This window comes from Kribbella sp. WER1, from assembly GCF_054189145.1.
The window spans coordinates 5,610,096-5,627,884 of the sequence record NZ_CM135186.1 but is presented as its reverse complement, the minus strand read 5'-3'; the positions used below and the strand labels follow the sequence as shown (position 1 = coordinate 5,627,884).

The window sequence follows — 17,789 nt, the reverse complement described above, 5'->3', positions numbered from 1 at the left end:
GTGGGGGATTTCAACGCGGCGTGGATGGTACGCGCCGGACGGAACGGTGAGCGCGAGGACGCGGCGATCGCAGAGAGCCTCGCCATCGCGGGCTGGATGGAACTCGGTGATCTGTCGGAAGTGAAGACACGGCCCGAGCTTCGCTCGGTCGTGCAGCAGACGTACCCCGACCGCGGGAACGCCGTGATCGGAAACTGGACCGGCCAGCTGTGGCGGTTCATGTCTCGCATCCAGATCGGCGATCTGGTCGTCGTTCCGCTGAAGAGCCGTGATCAGCTGGCCATCGGCACCGTCTCCGGTGGCTACGAGTTCCGGGCTGCGGCAGCGCCCGGCTTCCGTCACGTCCGGCCGGTAAAGTGGCTGCGTACCGACGTGCCGAAGTCGGCGGTCGAGCGAGATCTGCAGAGCTCGATGGGGTCATTGCTGACCGTGTTCGGGCTCAAGCGGTACGACGCCGTACGACGGATCGCGCATCTGGCAGAATTCGGGACGGATCCTGGACGCGACCAGGGCGACACGACCGCGGATGCTCCGACGAGCAGGGACGAGCTCCTCGACCGGGCAGCCATCGGAGAGTCCGATCCACCCGCGCTGACGATCCGTGAGCTGCTGAGCCTGTGGCAGGCCGGGCGGCGTACCTCGGGCGTCGTCGCGATGATCGAAGCCGATCTCTCCGATCGCGGACTGACAACCGATCCGCCGTTCACCGAGGGTTGGATCGAGAACGTCGTCCGGCTGGTCCCGATCCAGACGGAGCCGGAGCCGGACGATTCGTCCGGCTCGGTGACCGGCAACGTCGAGCACCAACCTCCTACGGCCGACGACCTGCCGCCGGTATCCCTGCGGATCGGGGACCTGGAGGCGGCGAACCAGGCAGTCGTCAGCGTCACCACCGCGGAGACGTTGGCGGCGGCAACCACCTTGATGCTCACTCACGATTACTCGCAGCTCGCCGTTCGCGATCCGGCTGGCGCGGTGCGGGCGGTGAGTTGGGAGTCAATCGCCAAGGCAAGGTTGGCGAAGCCGAACATCACGCTCGCCGACGCGACGGTCATCCCACGGATCGTCGATCACGATGCCGACCTCCTGACCCAGGTCGACGAGATCTATCGCGCCGGGTACGTCCTCGTCCGTGGCACGGACGGCGTGAAGATCACTGGGATCGTCACCACCGCGGACCTGACGCTGCAGTTCGCGTCCATGGCCCGTCCGGTCGCGCTGATCGAGGAAATCGAGCGCCGACTGCGCCGGCGTGTCGACGAGTCGTTCTCCCTGGACGAGCTGAGGGCACACTCGAAGCAACCGAAGAAGGTCCATTCAGCCGCAGATCTCACACTCGGTACCTATAAGTACCTGCTGGCTGCTGATGAGGATTTCGACAAGCTCAACTGGCCGCTTTCCCGATGCCTGTTCCTCGAATCGCTGGAGAAGGTTCGGAACATTCGCAACGATCTGATGCACTTCTCCACCGATCCGCTGAAGACCGCTGACCTCAAGGCCATCGAGGGTCTGATCAACGTACTCCGGACGGTCGACCCACGCGTCTGACCGTAATCGGCTCGCTCGTGGGGCGGTTGCCCGGCATGCTGGCGGGCGTGGGTGAGACGTTGATGCGGAAGTGGTTGCTGGCCGACTTCGGGCTTGAAGTGGTGGATCTCACACCGGTGGCGTACGGCGCGGACGTCGCGGCGCAGGTGTGGATGGCGGGTACGGCGACCAACACGTACGCGGTGAAGTGGAGCGGGGCCGGGACGAACACGGGGCACCAGGTCGCGGCGTTCCTCGCCGACAGCGGGCTGCCCGGGGTACCGGAGCTGATCCGGACGTCCGAGGGCGGGTTGTGGAGCGTGCACGCGAAGAAGCGGCTGACGGTGACGCCGTGGATCGACGGCCCGCGGGCGGCGGAGATCGGGCTGACGGACGAGCAGTGGTCGGAGTACGGCGTACTGCTCCGCCGCGTGCACGACGCGGAACCGCCGCCGCGGCTGCGGGACGCGCTGCCGAAGCACAGCCACATCGACGCGCGGATGCCCGCGGTGGTGGACGATGTACGCCGGCGGCTGGAAACGCCGGAGGGGGACGTCGCGGAGGAGCTCGCCGCGGTGTGGACGCAGTACGACGACGTCATCGCCGACCTGCTCACGAACCGGCCGCCTGCCCCCGCCGGGCCGCGGGTGGTGTGCCACGGCGATCCGCACATCGGCAACGTCCTCGTCGGCGACGGCCTGCACCTGATCGACTGGGACGACGTGATCCTCGCACCCCGCGAACAGGACCTGATGTTCATGCTCGGCGGCATGGGCGACGTCGGCCCGACCACCCCCGCCCAGCAGGAAGCGTTCCTGCACGGCTACGGCCCCCACACCCTCGACGAGGAAGCCGTCCACTACTACCGCCATGTCCGCGCCTACGAAGACGTCATCAGCTGGTCCCACCAGTCCCTCACCGGCCCCGACGAGCCCTACGCCCTCCAGGTCACCAAAGGCATCCTCACCACCGGCCTAGCCGCCCTGGCGGTGCAGTAGATGCTTACGGTCGAGCAGATCCAGCAACACTTCATCGAGGGGCTGAACGGTGCGGTGCGCCGACCGGGGATGTACGGCGGTGAGCTCGGGCTGAACTACAAGTTCGACGAGGTCATCTATGTCACGGAGACCAGCGACAGCCGGGCCTGGCAGGAGGCATTCGAAGCTGCTGGGGCCTGGTCGTCGATCGGTGTGGCCGGTGTGGTGCGGCGGCTGATGCCGGGCGACGGGGCGGAGGCGATCGCGTCGGCGTACGCGGACTACGCCCACCAGCAAGGCTGGCTGACGATCGACCGGACGCTCGAGGAGCGCGAGTACGGCGCACTGCGTGGCCGGCTCGGTCAGTACTGCGCGACGGATCACGTGGAGGCGGACGTGCTCGACCTGTTCGGGGAGCCGTCGGTGCGGATCGGTGGGAGGAATCCGCGGTATCCGAGTGTCCTCGGCTACGTGGGAGCGGACGGGCCGATCGTCTGGTTCTACCTCTGGAACGGCACTGAGCAGGACACCTGGCCCGCGTACGAGGAGCCGGTCCTGCTGGCGGCTCGGTGCGGGCTGGCGCCGTTCGTGCAGTCTTTTGTTTTCACCCCTGCGGGTCAGGGGTGGCGGAGCCAGATGTTGGGTTCTCTGTAGAGGCCTGTGTTGGCTTCTACGTCTATTGCGAGGGTGGTTAGGCCGGCGGGGATGGTGTAGGTGCCGGTGGAGGGGAAGCGCATCTTTGTCCAGGATTCCCAGTCGGCGACGGAGCCGGTCATGGTTTGGGAGGCGGGGGCGGGGGCCAGGAGGGTGGCGCCCAGGCGGACGTGGGTGCGGAGCCAGGGGTCGAGGGGGAGGCCGTCGGGGCGGGTCCAGGTCATGAAGGTTTCGATGGGGGTGAGGGGGTAGCTCGACTTGAGGGTCGGGCGGACGGGGGCGATGACCTGGGGGAGGCCGTTGGCGACGGCGTGGTCGCGGACGGCGGTGATGACGCGGCCGGCGTGGCCTTGGCCTTGTTCGTCGGAGCGGACGGCGGCGGCCATCAGGACGAAGGTGTTCGGTACGACGCCTTGTTCGTACGACGTCACCGAGCGCGCGAGGGCGTCGGTGAAGCCGCCGGGCAGGTCGGCGACCGTGCCGTCCCAGGCGAGCGGTACGCCCCAGCAGCCGGCGATCAGCCGGTCGTCGGCGACGAAGTAGAACTCCCACTGCGGGAAGTACTGCACCCGCCGGTCGCGGTACTTCGGCACCTCGGCGTCGTGGAAGATGAACTCCGGCCAGTCCTCGGCGAACCGCTGTTCGGCCTCGGCGTCGTACTGCGGGGCGTCGCCGGCCGGGATCAACTGGTACATGTCGCGAACGCTAGACCCCGGGCGCGGCCCCGGCCACCGCATTACGGACGGCGCGCGGCGAGGCGCCGAGTTCGCGCCGGCAGGTCTTGTTGAAGGCCTGCAGGTCCGGGATGCCGACGGACGCCGCGATCGCCGGGATCGACAGCGTCGAGGACACGAGCAGGTGCCGGGCCCGCATCATCCGCCGCCGGCGGACGTACGCGATGACCGTGGAGCCGGTCTCGGCCTGGACGAGGCGGGTCAGGTGGTTGTGCGAGACGCCGGCGACCCGCGCCAGCTCCGGTACGGCGAGCGGCTGCGCGAGGTTCGCCTCGATGTGCGCGATCGCCGCGGCGACGGCCGGATGCCCGGACTCGACCGGCGCCGGTGCCAGCTCGGCGATCCGCCACAGCGCGGCCCAGACCTCCGCCGTCATCCGCGACGACCCGGACGGCGAGGACTCGATCGCCGACCGCAGCAGCCCGGACAGCAACGGCGCGGCCTCCCCCGCGTCCTGGACGACCGGGACGTACGACGGCTCGCCGACGGAAACCGGGCGGAAATGCGCGTACAGGTGTTCCGACCGGCCGCGGTAGTCGAACTGCACCTGCGTCCCGGCCGGCGTCAAGGAAACGTATCCGGGCGCGACAGAAAACGTGTTCCCGAGCAGCGTCAGCTCGGCCGAGTAGTTGTACAGGTGCAGCTGCCACAGGTCCGGCAACCGGAAGACGTCGCGCGGACCACGGGTTCCGTGGATTCCGGCGCCGACGTTCGCGACCTCCGGCGGTTGCGCCAGATGCAATGCGATCACGGGGAAAATTTACCACCAGTAGTGATCACAACCCACGCGAAGCAACGGCGCTCGATCGCAGAATGGAGGAGTAGTGACCACTACCGCGAACAGGGAGTCTCCATGCCCCACCCGCATCGCAAGCATCTGCTCACCTCGGTGCAGATGGCGCACTTCGTCGCCACCGGCGCCCTCCGGATGGACGCCGTCGTACCGGACGACATGAATCAGCAGGCGATCGAGGTCCTGAACAACGGCATTCCGGGTGTTCCGTACGGCACCCCGCTGTCGGAGGCGTTCGTGGACAGCGAGTTCGTCCAGCGGCTGGTGCAACTGCCGGAGGTGGCGGGCGCGATCCACAGCCTGGTCGGCCCGGAGCCGACCGTCGACCACCACGCGGTGCACATCCGCCGGGCGAACGAGGGCGAGGCCCAGAACCTGCACGGTGACGCGATCATCGACGTCCGCACCGACGCCTTCGACGTCCAGCTGATGTACTACCCGCAGGACGTCACGCTCGAAATGGGCGGCACACTCAGCGTCCCGGGCAGCCACCTGCGCCGGACGAACGAGTCCGACACCGGCCGGTACCAGAACCTGCTCGGCCAGACCCGGCTGGTCTGCCCGGCCGGCACCGTGCAGTTCCTGCACCACGGCATCTGGCACGGCGGCCGCAAGAACGACAGCAACCTCGACCGGTACATGTTCAAGATCCGCTTCAACCCGACGGTCCGTCAGGTGCGGCTCTGGAACACCGACGACCTGTACGACGACGCGGTCGCGGCCGAGCTCGAGCAGAACTTCCCGTGGTACGAGAACGCCACCGGCCGGCTGGAACGGTACAACCGGATCCTGATGTGGCGGGCGATCAGCGGCGACGACACGTACGACCCGAACTACTGGGTCACCCGTGTGACGAACCGCCCGCAGCGTGTGGTGGCCGACCGCGTCAACAACCCGCACGCCGCGAACAAGAAGGAGATGGCATGACCGCCACTGCAGAGAACCCGCAGCGCACCGGCCTTCGCCAGCAGGTGCTGGTGCTGTACCTGGCGTCGTCCGCGCTGGACTCACGGACGGTCGGCTGGTCGACGTACGACGGGACCGGCGAGACGCACCCGACAACAGGTGACAGCGACGTCCCGCCGTACGCAACCGGGCTCGACGCGCTCAAGGACGGCTGGCGGCTGTTCCAGGCGTCACAGCTGAACCCGCCGTACCCGGGTCACGAGTACGACGTGTCGTTCCTCAAGCACGAGTTCTTCTTCGAGAAGCTCGTCTAGACGGGCAGGATGCACACCGGCCGCGGCCAGCTGATCGGCTCTCCCTGAGCCGTCAGCCGGCCGTTGGCGATGCCGAACGTGGCGATCTGGTCGGACTGCTCGTTCGCGGCGTACAGCACCGTGCCGTCGTTGCTGAAGGCAAGGTGTCGCGGCCAGTTCCCGCCGGACGGGACGGTCTGCACCAGCTCGACGCTCAGCCCGTCGGAGGCGACCGCAAAGACCGCGACGGTGTTGTCGCCGCGGTTCGACCCGTACAGGAAACGGCCGTCGGCGGAGATCAGCAGCTCGGCCGGGTAGTTCTCGCCCGGCGAGTCGGCCGGCCGGGTCGAGGCGGTCTGCACGGTCTGCAGCTTGCCGTCGGCGTAGCTGCAGACGGTGAGCGTCGAGTCGAGCTCGTTGATCACGTACGCCGCGATCCCCATCGGGTGGAAGACCAGGTGCCGCGGGCCCGCGCCCGGGTGGACGTGCAGCCGGTCGACCTCTTCCAGCCGGCCGTCCGCGGTGAGCGTCGACGAGTAGACGGTGTCGGAGCCGAGGTCGACGTCGAAGACGTACGCGCCCTCGATGTCGAACGCGATCTGGTGCGCGTGCGGCCCTTCCTGGCGGTCCTTGTTCGGCCCGGATCCCTCGCGCTGCAGGATCTGCGTCGCCTCGCCGAGCGAACCGTCCGCGGCGATCGGGTGGATGGCGACCGATCCCGACGTGTAGTTGGCCGACAGCAGGTACCGCCCGGACGGGTCGATGTCGAGGTGGCACGGGCTCGCGCCGCCGGTCGGCTGCTGGTTGAGCAGCTCCAGCCCGCCGTCCGCGCCGATCGCGTACGCCGCGACCTGGCCGTCCTGCTCCTCGTTGGTGGCGTACAGGAAACGCCCGTCCGCGGACCTGACCAGGAACGACGGGTCCGCGATCGTCGCCGTCACGGCGAGCCCGTCCAGCGGGCCGAACGCGATCCCGTCCCCACCGCCGGCCTGACTGGTGTAGCTCCCGACATAGATCCGCTCAGAAGTCATGACGCCTACCCTGCCAGGTCAACGCCCGCCAGGCACTCCCCTGTCCAGCCCGTAGAGCGCGCTGCCCCAGCCGAGATCGGGGTACAGACGCTGCCAGCCCAACCGTCGGTACAGGCGTGGCGCCGGACCGTCGTCGGCATCCGTCCCGAGCAGCGCCCGCCGGTGCGGGAGGTCGCGCATCAGCTCGGTCATCAACGCGGCCCCGAGGCCGTGCCGTTGAGCGTCCGGATGGACGGCGAGTTCGACGACCTCGAAGTGTCCGCCGACCCACGCGTCCGCGAGCTCCGGCCCGACCGCCGCCACCACGCGATCCGGCCACCACTGCCCGCGCTCCCCGGTGTACCCGTACGCGAACCCGGCCAGCCGTTCGTTCTGCCGGGCCACGACCAGTTTGAAGGCGGCGCGGGAGGCGTGGGTCGGGAGCGTCTCGGTGGTGAACCGTTCGGTGTCCTCCTCCGGGCCGAAGGCCGCGGCGAACACCTGCCCGAGTTCGTCGGCGATGGCAAGAGCTGCAGTTCCGTCGAGGACGTCGATCACCTCGCCTAGCCTAAGGCGCATGGACACCGCCGCGTTTCTGCAACGGATCGGGATCGACGCGTACGACGGCCCGCCGCGGCTGGAGGCGTTGACGCAACTGCACGAGGCCTTCGTGGATCAGGTGCCGTACGAGACCGTGCAGTACCAGGTGACGCTCGGCGGCGCGTTCGAGCCGGAGGAGGTCGCGAAGCGGATCGTCGCGCGCGAGACCGGCGGGTACTGCTTCCAGCTGAACGGGACCTTCGCGCGGCTGCTGACCGAGCTCGGGTACCGCGTGCGGATGCACCGCGGCGGCGTCGAGACGGTCAACCGGCCGAGCGTCATCGACGGCAGCCACCTGGTGCTGACCGTGAGCGGGCTGGCCGAGGACCCGGAGCGGGTGTGGCTGGTGGACGCCGGTCTGGGTGACGGGCTCCGGCACCCGATGCCGCTGGAGCCGGGCGAGTCCACGCAGTACCCGTTCACGCTGCGGCTCCGCCCGTCCGACAAGACCGACGGCTGGCGCCTCGACCACGACCCGCGCGCGAACCTGATCGGCATGGACTTCGAGGCGGCGCCCGTCCCGCTGGAGGCCTTCGCGGCGAAGCACGCCGAGCTGTCCGCGGACCCGGAGTCCCGGTTCGTCAAGCTGGCGTCCGCGTTCCGCCGTACACCGGAATCGGTGGTCGTACTGCGGTCCATCGGCCTGAGCGAGACGTACGCCGACCGCGTCGACAACCGCCTGCTCGACGACCGCGCCGACTACTTCACGGCCCTCGCGGACGTGTTCCGGCTGCCGCTCCCGCACTACACCGCCGCCGACCGGGACGTCCTGTGGCGGCGGGTGTGGGCGCAGTACGAGGACTTCCTGGCGCGGGCTAACCCTTCGTGAACCGAACGATGACGGTGTCGCCTTCGGCGTACGTCAGCGTGGCGGTGTGGACCGGGCCGTCTTCGTCGTTCCAGCTGGCCGCGGCGATCCCGCCGGCTGCACCTCCGACACCGCCGCTACCGCTGCGGCTGGAGGACACGCCGGTCCGGCTCAGCGAGATGTAGCCGCGCGAGTCGGTGAGCTTGAGGGTGCCCTTCGCAACGGTCGCGGTGAACGTGTCGCCGCTGAGGTTGATCGCCGCCTTCGACCGGACCAGCACCTCGCAGGTGCCGTCGACGCAGGCTTTGTAGTTCTGCCCGTCCTTCGCGGCGGGAACTGCCGGAGAGGGCGGGGTCGGCGTCGCGACCGTGCTGCTCTGAACCACGGTCGGACTGGCACTCGGCTGTGATGGGCTCGGCTGTGCGGCCGGATGGTCCGCGCCACACCCGGCCGCGACGGCCAGCAGCGTCCATGTCATGAGTCCTCGGGCGAACATGCTCCGACCGTAATCACCGCAAGAGCCACCCCGCCGAGGCTGACCGGAACCTGTCACGTGACCAGCGCGAACAGGATGCTCGGGAGCACCGACAGGACCGCGGTCAGCGCCGCGCACAGGGTGAGCATGGTGACGGCCGGAGTCTCGATGTCGACCGAGAACGGATCGTCGGCGGGCAGCCGGAACAGCTCCGCGATCCACCGCAGGTACACGGCCAGGCCGATCATCACGTTGATCGCCATCACGATCGCCAGCCAGCCCAGGTGCGCGTCGATCACCGCCTGGAACGCCGCGAACTTCGTGAACAGCCCCGCGAACCCCGGCGGCAGCCCGGCGAGCACCACCAGGAAGAAGATCAGCGCGGCCGCGAGCCCCGGCTCCGAGCGGACCATGCCGCGGTAGTCGGTGAGCAGCCCGGCCGGGCGATGCCGTTGGACGACGGCCACGGCTCCGAACGCGCCGAGCGTCACCACAACGTACGCCGCCAGGTACCCGACGACGGCGCGCGCGTCGCCGACGGCCAGCGGGGCGAGCAGGAAGCCGACCTGGCCGATCGACGACCAGGCGAGCAGCCGGACCGCCTCGACCTGGCGGAGCGCCGCGAGGTTCCCGACGGTCATCGTCACAGCCGCGAGGATCGCCACCACGGTCCGCAGTTCGGAGCCGGCCGGCGCGATCCCGGACGTGACGACCACGAGCAGCCCGGCGACTCCGGCCGACTTCGACACCACGGCGAGGAACGTCGTGACCTCGACCGGCGCACCGACGTACGTGTCCGGCAGCCAGGCGTGGAACGGTACCGCCGCGATCTTGAACGCGAACCCGACGATCACGAACAGCCCGGCCGCGAACGCCACCCGGGACAGGTTCGGGTCGAGCCCGCTGAGCCGGTTCGCGATCGTGGTCAGGTACAGCGAGCCGGTCACGCCGTACAGGTAGGAGACGCCGAACAGCATCACCGCGGTCGACAGCACCGACACCAGGAACGCCTTCAGCGCACCCTCGGACCCGTGCCGGTCGCGCCGCAGCCCGACCATCGCGAACGTCGGCAGCGACACGACTTCGAGCGCGATCACCAGCGTCGCGAGGTCGCGCGCACCCGCGAGGACCGTCGCGCCGGTCAGCGCGCTCAGCAGCAGGAAGTGGTACTCGCCGATCGGCACGTCCTTGGCGAGCAGCCGGTACGTCGACAACCCGACGACGCCGAGCCCGCCGATCAGCAGCACCGCCCACAACCCGGCCGTCAACGGCTCGAACACCAGGCTGCACTCCGCCGGCCCCTCGACCGCCGGGCGGCAGAACGCCGGCTTGAAGTCGGTCCGTTGCGCCCACACGAACACGAGCCCGAACAGGATCACCGCGCTGGTCAGCACCGTGACGACGATGTGCCGCAACCCGGCCGGAGCACTCTTCCAGAAGCTGTCGACGAGCAGTACGGCGATCGCACCGATCGCCAGCACCAACGGTACGGCGACCGCCTGCCAGTCCGTCCACGTCAGCGTCATAGGACCATCCACTCGTTGAGCAGGGTGAACGGCCACAGCCCCAGCACGACGGTCAGTACGGCGAGCGGCGCGAACGTGGCGAACTCGATCCGGCTCAGGTCGACCGCGAACGGCGCCGCCGGATACTCGGCCGGATCGCCCTGGCAGAGGTTCCGGATCAGCCGGAGGAAGTAGGCAGCGGTCAGTACGGCGCCCAGCCCGGCGATCACCATCAGCACGACGAAGGTTGCCCGCGGCAAGGTGCCGGCCGGGTGGTACGCGCCGAGCAGGATCAGCATCTCGCCCCAGAACCCGGCCAGCCCGGGCAGCCCGAGCGACGCCAGGCACGCGTACGTGAGCAGCCCGCCGATCCGCGGCAGCCGGGCGTACAGCGCGCGGCCGATCGCCCGCAGGTCGCTCGTGTCGTGCCGGTCCTTGATCGCGCCGGCCAGGAAGAACAGCAGCCCGGTGATGATGCCGTGCGCGATGTTCGCGTACAGCGCGCCGCTCAGGCCTTCCGGCGACATCGTCGCGATACCGAGCCCGATGAAGCCCATGTGCCCGACGCTGGAGTACGCGATCAGCCGCTTCACGTCGGTCTGCGCCAGGCAGGCCAGCGATCCGGCGACGACCGCGACCACCGAGAACCCTGCCAGGTACGGCGCGATCGTGGCGGTCGCGCCGGGCAGGATCGGCAGCAGGATCCGGATCATGCCGTAGCTGCCGAGCTTCAGCAGTACTCCGGCCAGCAGCACCGAGCCGACCGTCGGCGCCTTCGCGTGGGCGTCCGGAAGCCAGATGTGCAATGGCCAGAGCGGCATCTTCACCGCGAGCCCGACCGCGATCAGGACCGCCGCCGCCAGCGGGATCCCGTGCCCGCCGCGCAGCGGATGCTCGCCGAGGAACGCCAGGTCGAACGTCCCGGTCTGCCGATGGATCAGCAGGAACCCGAGCAGCATCAACGCGGAGCCGAGCACGGTCATCAGGACGAACGTGTTCGCCGCCCGGCGGCGCCCGGGCCGGTCGTGATGGTCGCCCCAGATGTCGATGACCAGCCACATCGGGATCAGCACGATCTCGAAGAACACGAAGAACAGCACCAGGTCGGCGGCCGAGAAGGTGCCGATCACGCCGGTCTCGATCACCAGCAGCAGCGCGATCAGCGAGCGGACCCGGCCGATCTTCGGCGTGATCTTCAGCGAGTAGAGACTGCAGAGGAAGACCAGGAGGGCGGTGAGCGTGATGAGCGGCATCGAGACGCCGTCGATCGCGAGGTGGAACCGGACGTCGAGTTGCGGGATCCAGGAGACGTCGGTCTGGGCGTAGGGCAACAACTTCCCTGGCAAGTTCCGCGGCGGCGATTCATAGCCCACAAAGAATGACTCTGCTGTGCACGGGCAGTGGGGGCGGCGCATGTCCCACCACAGGAACACCGAGCCGACCAGCACGAGCCCCGACACCGCCGACCCGACGATCGCGGCGACCCGCTCCCCGAGCACCGCGGGCAGCCCCCACAGCACCCCGGCCGTCACCGCCGGAACCGCCACCAGCGCGATCAGCAACCACTGGCTCACGACCCGATCACCCCCGCCAGGATCGCGAGCGCGACCACCCCGACCACCGCCGCCGTCAGGTACGTCTGCACGTTCCCTGTCTGCAACTTCCGGAACCCGGCCGACGCCAGCACCCCGATCCGCCCGACCGCCCGGACGTACGCCCCGATCACGTCCTGGTCCCCGCCGACCGTCAACCGCGCCAGCCACCGCACCGGCACCACGACCACCCGCTGGTACGCCGGATCCACGCCGTACTCACGTTCCAGCAGCACCGGCCGCGGGTCCGCACCGCGCCGCCACAGCGAGTACGCCGGGAGCGCGCCGAGCACCGCGAGGACCGTCGTGACCAGCGCGATCGCCCAGTTCAGGTGGATACCGTCGGTGTAGCCGAGGCCGATCGCCCCGAGCGTCAGCAGGATCATCGGCGCCAGCATCAGCCACGACCCCTCGCGGAGCTTGCGCACGTCCGGCTCGTCGAGGTCCGCCATCGCGTCGTCGTCCTCGAACGCACCGATCGCGCCGACGACGGCCGGCGTACGGAAGAAGACCCACAACCACAGGCGCACGCAGTAGAACGCGGTCATCATCGCGGTCAGGCACACCGACACGAGCACGATCCAGCCCACGACCGACCCGTCCCGGGCGGTCTCCCAGGCCGCTTCGACCACGGAGTCCTTGGAGAAGAACCCGGCGAACCCAGGTACGCCGGCCAGCGCCGCGAGGCCGATCGTCATCGTCACGAACGTCACCGGCAGCCGCTTCCGCAGCGCACCGCGCCGGGAGTACTTCCGCAGTACGACGAACGCCGCGCTGCCGACCTGATGCAGCAGGACGCCGGCGCAGAGGAACAGCAGGCCCTTGAAGGCCGCATGGGTCAGAAGGTGGAACAGCGCCGCGTGCCGACCACCGTGGGTGCCGAGCGCGAGCCCGGAGAACATGATCGCCAACTGGCTGACCGTCGACCAGGCGAGCACCCGCTTCACCTCGACCGCCGCCATCGCGCAGGACGCCGCGAACAGCATCGTCACGCAGGCCACCACGGCCAGTACGGTCATCGTCGCCTGAGCCTCGACGAACAGGTCGAACAGCCGGGCGATCAGGAACACGCCCGCGGCAACCATCGTCGCGGCGTGGATCAGCGCACTGACCGGGCTCGGACCGGGCATCGCGTCCGGCAGCCAGGTCTGCAACGGGACCTGCGCCGACTTCCCGACCACGCCCACGAGCAGCAGCAACGTGCCGATCGTCAGCGTGTGCGGCTCGATCGGGCCGCTGCCGAGCTCGGAGATCCGGAACGTGTGGTAGCCGACGCCCAGCACGAAGATCCCGAACAGGAATCCGACGTCGGCGAACCGGGTCATCAGGAACGCCTTCATCGCCCCGGCACGGGCGTCCTGCCGCTCCCAGTAGTGGCCGATCAGCAGGTACGAGCAGGCACCCATCACCTCCCACCCGATCAGCAGCAGGAACAGGTTGTCCGACACGACCACGGTGACCATCGCCGCGGTGAACAGCGTGACGAGCGCCGTGTACGACGCGACGCGCTCGCGGACGTATCCGATCGAGTAGATCTGTACGCAGGCCGACACCACGCCGACGACCGCGAGCATCAACACGGTCAGCCCGTCGGTGCGGAACTCGTACGAGAACCAGAAGTCCGCGCCGATCCCCGTGCCGGGAGCCGTGGTGTGCTGAGGGGTTACGCCGTACAGCAGGGCCGAGGCGAGGACGACGAGGAGCGAGAAGCCGACGCCGACGACCCGCCACGCGGTGCCGATCACGACGCCTCCTCCTGCTCGACCAGGTCCCGGGCCGCGTCCGCGTCGACGTGGCCGTGCCCGCGGAACAGCAGCAGCACGATCGCCAGCCCGAGGCCGATCTCGGCCGCCGCCAGCGTGATCACGAACACCGCGAGCGTCTGCCCGGTCGCCTCGGTCACCCGCCAGGCGTCGAACGCGACCAGGTTCAGGTTCACCGCGTTCAGCATCAGCTCGAACGACATCAGCATCGTGATCACGTTCCGCCGGGCGAGCACGCCGTACACGCCGATGCAGAACAGGACCACCGCCAGCAGCAGCGGGAGGACCAACGGCATGTCAGTCCTCCTTCTTCCGCTGCGACAGGGCGATCGCGCCGATCAGGGCCGCGAGCAACAGCACGGACAGCACCTCGAACGGCAGCACCCAGTGCTTGAACACCTGGGTGCCGACCGCGGTCGGCGAGCCGTCGGGCACCGGCTTGACCTTCTGGTTGCCAAAGGCAAGGACCACGCCGGTGCCGAGGAGCAGTGCGAGGACACCGGCGACCACCGCCGCGAACGGGCTGCGGCCGGTGGTCAGCTCGGGCAGCGGATTCGTCGGAGCCTTGGTCAGCATCAGCGCGAACAGCACAAGTACGACGATCGCGCCGACGTACACCAGGATCTGGACCAGCGCCACGAACTCGGCCTGCAGCGCGCCGAAACAGCCGGCCACCGCGCCGAGCGCGAGCACCAGCCAGAGCGCGGCGTGCACGATCCGGCGAGACGTGACCACGAGCACGGCCGCGGCGACCGCCACCAGCCCGGCGACGGAGAACAGGACCGTTGTCACTCGGTGTCCCCAGTGCCCTGGGTGTCCAGGGCGTCCTCGGCGGTCGGGCCGGGGTCGATGGGTTGCGGGGCGGGGACGGTCCACATCCAGTCGCGGAGCCGGTCCTTCTCGTGGGTCAGGTTGCGGATGTCGGTCTCGGCGTACTCGAACTCCGGCGACCAGAACAGCGCGTCGAACGGGCAGGCCTCGATGCAGATCCCGCAGTACATGCAGAGGCTGAAGTCGATCGCGAACCGGTCCAGCACGTTCCGGCTGCGCTCGCGGGCCTGCTCACCGACCGACGGCGCGGTCTCGGTGTGCGAGTCGATGTAGATACACCAGCTCGGGCACTCCCGGGCGCACAGCATGCAGGAGGTGCAGTTCTCCTCCATCAGCGCGATTACGCCCCGGCTACGCGGCGGCAGCTCCGGCTGGACGTCCGGGTACTGCTCGGTCACGGACCGCCGGGCCAGCGTCCGCGCAGTGACCTTCAACCCCTCGACCAGCCCTTTACCAGGCAGCCCCACACTCCACCTCCCGTCGGTTAACAGGACACTAGCGTCCCATGACCCGATCCGCTGCCTGTAGCAGGAAGGCCCGTTCGGCCTGGTTGGTGGTGAGGGTGGCGGCGGTTTCGTACGCCGGCTGTGCTTCGGCCGTACGGCCCAGCCGGGTGAGGAGGTCGGCGCGGATCGCGTGGGAGAGGTAGTAGGTGTCGAGGGACAGCTCGTCGACCAGCGCGAGGGCCGCGGCAGGGCCGTCCACCTCGGCGACGACGACCGCGCGGTTGAGCGCCACGACCGGGGTCGGGTCCAGCGTCAGCAGGTGGTCGTAGAGCTGGAGGATCTGCGGCCAGTCGGTCGCGTCCGCAGTGGCGGCATCGGCGTGTACGGCGTTGATCGCCGCCTGCAGCTGGTACGGGCCGGGCTGGTTGCGGCGCAGACAGCGTCGTACCAGCTCGTGTCCTTCGGCGATCAGGTCGCGATCCCACGCCGTCCGGTCCTGGTCGCGGAGCCGGATCAGCGAGCCGTCGGCGGCGACCCGCGCCGGGCGGCGGGACTGCTGCAGGAGCATCAGCGCGAGCAGCCCGACGGCCTCGGGTTCGTCCGGCATCAGGTCCACGAGCAGCCGGCCGAGCCGGATCGCCTCGGCGGCGAGCTCGTCGCGGACCAGCGTCTCGCCGGACGAGGCGGCGTACCCCTCGTTGAAGATCAGGTACACGACCGCGAGGACGCCGCGGACGCGCTCGGGCAGGTCCGCCTCGTACGGGACGCGGTACGGGATACCCGCGACCTTGATCTTCGCCTTCGCGCGGACCAGCCGCTGCGCCATCGTCGGCTCCGGCACCAGGAACGCGCGGGCGATCTCCGTCGTACTGAGGCCGCCGAGCATCCGGAGCGTCAGCGCGACCCGGACGTTCAGTGCGAGAGCCGGATGGCAGCAGGTGAAGATCAGCCGCAGGCGGTCGTCGTGCACGGCGCCCTCCTCCACCGGCTCGGCCTCGGCGTGCAGCAGCGCCGCCTGGGCGTGTTTGTCCGCCCGCGCCGACTCCCGGCGCAGGCGGTCGATCGCACGGTTCCGCGCGGTCGTGATGATCCAGCCGGCCGGACTCGGCGGTACGCCGGACTCCGGCCACTTCTCCAGCGCCGCCGCGAACGCGTCCTGAACGGCGTCCTCGGCGATCTCCAGATCACCGAACACCCGGGTCAGCACGGCCACCGCGCGCCCGTGCTCGGCCCGGAAGATCGCTTCCAGCTCTGGGCTCACGACTGCGAAGGCCGAACCTCTACCGGGAGGCCGAGCACCTGGGTGAGCCGGCGTCCCCAGTGCAGGGCGGCGTCGAGATCCTCGACCCGGATCACGATGAAGCCGCCGAGATGTTCCTTGCCCTCGGTGAACGGGCCGTCCGTGACCAGCACCTCGTCGTCCTTCGCCCGCAGCACGGTCGCGGTCTCCGGCGGGTGCATGCCGGCGTCGAAGACCCAGACCCCGGCTTCCCTGAGGTCCTTGTTCAGGACGTCGAGGTCGCGCATGATCGGGTCGAGGATCTCCGGCGGGGGCGGCGGGCCGTCGGGCTGGTAGATGCTGAGTACGTACTGGTTCATGGTTCTCCTCCTTCTCGCCATCTACACGAACGGCCTCACCCCGGATCGACAGGCAGCACCACTGTAATTTCCAGGCCGCCGCCGGGGCGGGGTACGGCCGTCACCGTGCCGTCGTGCGCCTCGGCCACCGACCGGACGATCGACAGCCCGAGCCCGGCGCCCTTCCCGCCGACGAGCCGCTCGGCGCCGAGCCGGTAGAACGGCTTGAACAGACTCTCGATCTCGTACGGCGGAATCTCCGGGCCGGTGTTCGTTACAACAACTTGCACCTCATCGCCGACCCGCTTGCTGACCACGCGGACCCAGCGACCGGACGCCAGGCCCATCACATCTGCTGTTTCCGCGGTGTGCTCCGCCTGCGGGCTCGCGCGGTCGTCGATTGTGATGGCCTGGCGGTCCGTGTTGTGGCGGATACCGTTCTCGACCAGGTTGTGGACCAGCCGTTCGAGCAGCAGCGCGTCGCCCTTGGTCGGGGCGTCGCCGGGGCCGCGGATCACCTCGACATCCGCCGCGGCGGCCTCGCTCGCGAGTTGGCCCGCGACGTGGATGACGACGTCGCTCAGGTTGACCGGATAGGCCGCGGTCAGCTGCTTCTCCGAATCGGCGAGGATCAGCAGCCCTTCGATCAGCTGCTCGTGCCGCGCGTTGATCGTCAGCAGGCTCTCGCCCAGCTCCTTCACGTCAGCGGACGCCGTACGCCGGTGCATCGCGACCTCGACCAGCGCGCGGCCGAGCGTCAACGGCGTACGGAGTTCATGGGACGCGTTCGCGACGAACCGGCGCTGGCCGTCGAACGAATGGTCCAGCCGTTCGACCATCGTGTCGAACGCGTCCGCGAGGTTCTTCACCTCGTCTTCCGGGCCGCGCAGGCCGATCCGTTCGTGGAGCGCCGCTGGTGAGGCCGCGATCCGGCGGGCCGTGTCCGTGACCCGATGCAGCGGAGCTAGCACCCGACCCGCGACCAGCCAACCGAAGCCCGCCGCCAACGCGCCGACGACGACCAACGCGATGCTGCCCTGGGTCAGCATCGACTTGATCGCCGCCTGCCGTACTTGTTCGCGTTGCTGCTGCATGACGCGCTCGGCGTCCGAGCCGGTGAGGACGGCGCCGTCCTTGTTCATGACGTAGACGTCGTTGGACGGTGGTGGGGGCGGGGCGGTGGTGCGGCCGGGCGCCGGGCTCAGGTAGGTGCCCTTCATGACCACGCGGTACTGCTGGCCGAGGTTCGCGCTGAACAGGGCGTAGGTGACGCCGAGGAGCAGCACGCCGGCGACCA

19 protein-coding genes and 1 pseudogene are annotated in these 17,789 nt (G+C 69.3%); 6 read left to right on the top strand and 14 right to left on the bottom strand.

Features of this window, described 5'->3' with window-relative positions; genetic code table 11:
* The 3 genes from ACXJJ3_RS27345 to ACXJJ3_RS27335 are packed head-to-tail and all read left to right on the top strand — an operon-like array spanning nucleotide 1 to nucleotide 3,158.
* Nucleotides 1–1,548: a hypothetical protein gene (locus ACXJJ3_RS27345; protein ID WP_458164713.1), complete on the top strand. Its 1,548-nt coding sequence runs from the start codon at nucleotides 1–3 to the stop codon at nucleotides 1,546–1,548.
* A 47-nt stretch (nucleotides 1,549–1,595) separates the two neighbouring features.
* The gene (locus ACXJJ3_RS27340) at nucleotides 1,596–2,525 is read left to right on the top strand and encodes a phosphotransferase enzyme family protein (protein WP_458164712.1); all 930 of its coding nucleotides are present in this window, start codon (nucleotides 1,596–1,598) and stop codon (nucleotides 2,523–2,525) included.
* Complete coding sequence (locus tag ACXJJ3_RS27335; RefSeq protein WP_458164711.1) at nucleotides 2,526–3,158, top strand: hypothetical protein; 633 nt, start codon at nucleotides 2,526–2,528, stop codon at nucleotides 3,156–3,158.
* Here ACXJJ3_RS27335 and ACXJJ3_RS27330 read toward each other — a convergent pair.
* Both ACXJJ3_RS27330 and ACXJJ3_RS27325 read right to left on the bottom strand, forming a co-directional pair.
* Nucleotides 3,122–3,853, bottom strand: a complete 732-nt coding sequence (locus ACXJJ3_RS27330) for a hypothetical protein (protein WP_458164710.1) — start codon at nucleotides 3,851–3,853, stop codon at nucleotides 3,122–3,124. The genes ACXJJ3_RS27335 and ACXJJ3_RS27330 overlap by 37 nt on opposite strands.
* 10 nt (nucleotides 3,854–3,863) lie before the next feature.
* Nucleotides 3,864–4,643 carry a helix-turn-helix domain-containing protein gene (locus ACXJJ3_RS27325; RefSeq protein WP_458164709.1) on the bottom strand — a complete coding sequence of 260 codons (780 nt, stop codon included), beginning with the start codon at nucleotides 4,641–4,643 and terminating at the stop codon, nucleotides 3,864–3,866.
* Between the two features lie 102 nt (nucleotides 4,644–4,745).
* Between ACXJJ3_RS27325 and ACXJJ3_RS27320 the strand changes: the two genes are divergently transcribed.
* Nucleotides 4,746–5,612 carry a phytanoyl-CoA dioxygenase family protein gene (locus ACXJJ3_RS27320; protein ID WP_458164708.1) on the top strand — a complete coding sequence of 289 codons (867 nt, stop codon included), beginning with the start codon at nucleotides 4,746–4,748 and terminating at the stop codon, nucleotides 5,610–5,612.
* The gene (locus ACXJJ3_RS27315) at nucleotides 5,609–5,905 is read left to right on the top strand and encodes a hypothetical protein (RefSeq protein ID WP_458164707.1); all 297 of its coding nucleotides are present in this window, start codon (nucleotides 5,609–5,611) and stop codon (nucleotides 5,903–5,905) included. Before ACXJJ3_RS27320 ends, ACXJJ3_RS27315 begins: the two co-directional genes overlap by 4 nt.
* On the opposite strand, the gene ACXJJ3_RS27310 is transcribed toward ACXJJ3_RS27315, so the two are convergent.
* Together ACXJJ3_RS27310 and ACXJJ3_RS27305 are read right to left on the bottom strand one after the other, a co-directional pair.
* Nucleotides 5,902–6,915: a lactonase family protein gene (locus tag ACXJJ3_RS27310; protein ID WP_458164706.1), complete on the bottom strand. Its 1,014-nt coding sequence runs from the start codon at nucleotides 6,913–6,915 to the stop codon at nucleotides 5,902–5,904. The genes ACXJJ3_RS27315 and ACXJJ3_RS27310 overlap by 4 nt on opposite strands.
* A gap of 18 nt (nucleotides 6,916–6,933) precedes the next feature.
* Nucleotides 6,934–7,452, bottom strand: a complete 519-nt coding sequence (locus ACXJJ3_RS27305) for a GNAT family N-acetyltransferase (protein ID WP_458164705.1) — start codon at nucleotides 7,450–7,452, stop codon at nucleotides 6,934–6,936.
* 19 nt (nucleotides 7,453–7,471) lie between these two features.
* Between ACXJJ3_RS27305 and ACXJJ3_RS27300 the strand changes: the two genes are divergently transcribed.
* The gene (locus tag ACXJJ3_RS27300; protein ID WP_458164704.1) at nucleotides 7,472–8,323 is read left to right on the top strand and encodes an arylamine N-acetyltransferase family protein; all 852 of its coding nucleotides are present in this window, start codon (nucleotides 7,472–7,474) and stop codon (nucleotides 8,321–8,323) included.
* On the opposite strand, the gene ACXJJ3_RS27295 is transcribed toward ACXJJ3_RS27300, so the two are convergent.
* The 10 genes and pseudogenes from ACXJJ3_RS27295 to ACXJJ3_RS27250 form a co-directional block, all read right to left on the bottom strand.
* Complete coding sequence (locus ACXJJ3_RS27295; RefSeq protein ID WP_458164703.1) at nucleotides 8,310–8,780, bottom strand: hypothetical protein; 471 nt, start codon at nucleotides 8,778–8,780, stop codon at nucleotides 8,310–8,312. The two genes, ACXJJ3_RS27300 and ACXJJ3_RS27295, sit on opposite strands and share 14 nt — an antisense overlap.
* A gap of 71 nt (nucleotides 8,781–8,851) precedes the next feature.
* Nucleotides 8,852–10,303 carry an NADH-quinone oxidoreductase subunit N gene (locus ACXJJ3_RS27290; RefSeq protein WP_458164702.1) on the bottom strand — a complete coding sequence of 484 codons (1,452 nt, stop codon included), beginning with the start codon at nucleotides 10,301–10,303 and terminating at the stop codon, nucleotides 8,852–8,854.
* Nucleotides 10,300–11,856, bottom strand: a complete 1,557-nt coding sequence (locus tag ACXJJ3_RS27285; RefSeq protein WP_458164701.1) for a complex I subunit 4 family protein — start codon at nucleotides 11,854–11,856, stop codon at nucleotides 10,300–10,302. The genes ACXJJ3_RS27290 and ACXJJ3_RS27285 overlap by 4 nt, the downstream gene beginning before the upstream one ends.
* Entirely contained in the window at nucleotides 11,853–13,619 is a 1,767-nt protein-coding gene (locus ACXJJ3_RS27280; protein ID WP_458164700.1) for an NADH-quinone oxidoreductase subunit 5 family protein, read from the bottom strand. The genes ACXJJ3_RS27285 and ACXJJ3_RS27280 overlap by 4 nt, the downstream gene beginning before the upstream one ends.
* Nucleotides 13,616–13,933: an NADH-quinone oxidoreductase subunit NuoK gene (nuoK, locus tag ACXJJ3_RS27275; protein ID WP_458164699.1), complete on the bottom strand. Its 318-nt coding sequence runs from the start codon at nucleotides 13,931–13,933 to the stop codon at nucleotides 13,616–13,618. The genes ACXJJ3_RS27280 and nuoK overlap by 4 nt, the downstream gene beginning before the upstream one ends.
* A gap of 1 nt (nucleotide 13,934) precedes the next feature.
* Nucleotides 13,935–14,429, bottom strand: coding sequence for an NADH-quinone oxidoreductase subunit J family protein (locus ACXJJ3_RS27270; RefSeq protein ID WP_458164698.1), 495 nt, complete (start codon nucleotides 14,427–14,429; stop codon nucleotides 13,935–13,937).
* A gap of 155 nt (nucleotides 14,430–14,584) precedes the next feature.
* Nucleotides 14,585–14,800 (bottom strand): annotated as a pseudogene (locus ACXJJ3_RS27265) (4Fe-4S binding protein); the annotation flags it as partial.
* Between the two features lie 163 nt (nucleotides 14,801–14,963).
* Entirely contained in the window at nucleotides 14,964–16,175 is a 1,212-nt protein-coding gene (locus tag ACXJJ3_RS27260) for an RNA polymerase sigma factor (protein ID WP_458164697.1), read from the bottom strand.
* Nucleotides 16,172–16,513 carry a YciI family protein gene (locus ACXJJ3_RS27255; RefSeq protein WP_458164696.1) on the bottom strand — a complete coding sequence of 114 codons (342 nt, stop codon included), beginning with the start codon at nucleotides 16,511–16,513 and terminating at the stop codon, nucleotides 16,172–16,174. The genes ACXJJ3_RS27260 and ACXJJ3_RS27255 overlap by 4 nt, the downstream gene beginning before the upstream one ends.
* Before the next feature lie 35 nt (nucleotides 16,514–16,548).
* Nucleotides 16,549–17,778 carry a sensor histidine kinase gene (locus ACXJJ3_RS27250; protein WP_458164695.1) on the bottom strand — a complete coding sequence of 410 codons (1,230 nt, stop codon included), beginning with the start codon at nucleotides 17,776–17,778 and terminating at the stop codon, nucleotides 16,549–16,551.
* Nucleotides 17,779–17,789: the final 11 nt, after the last annotated feature.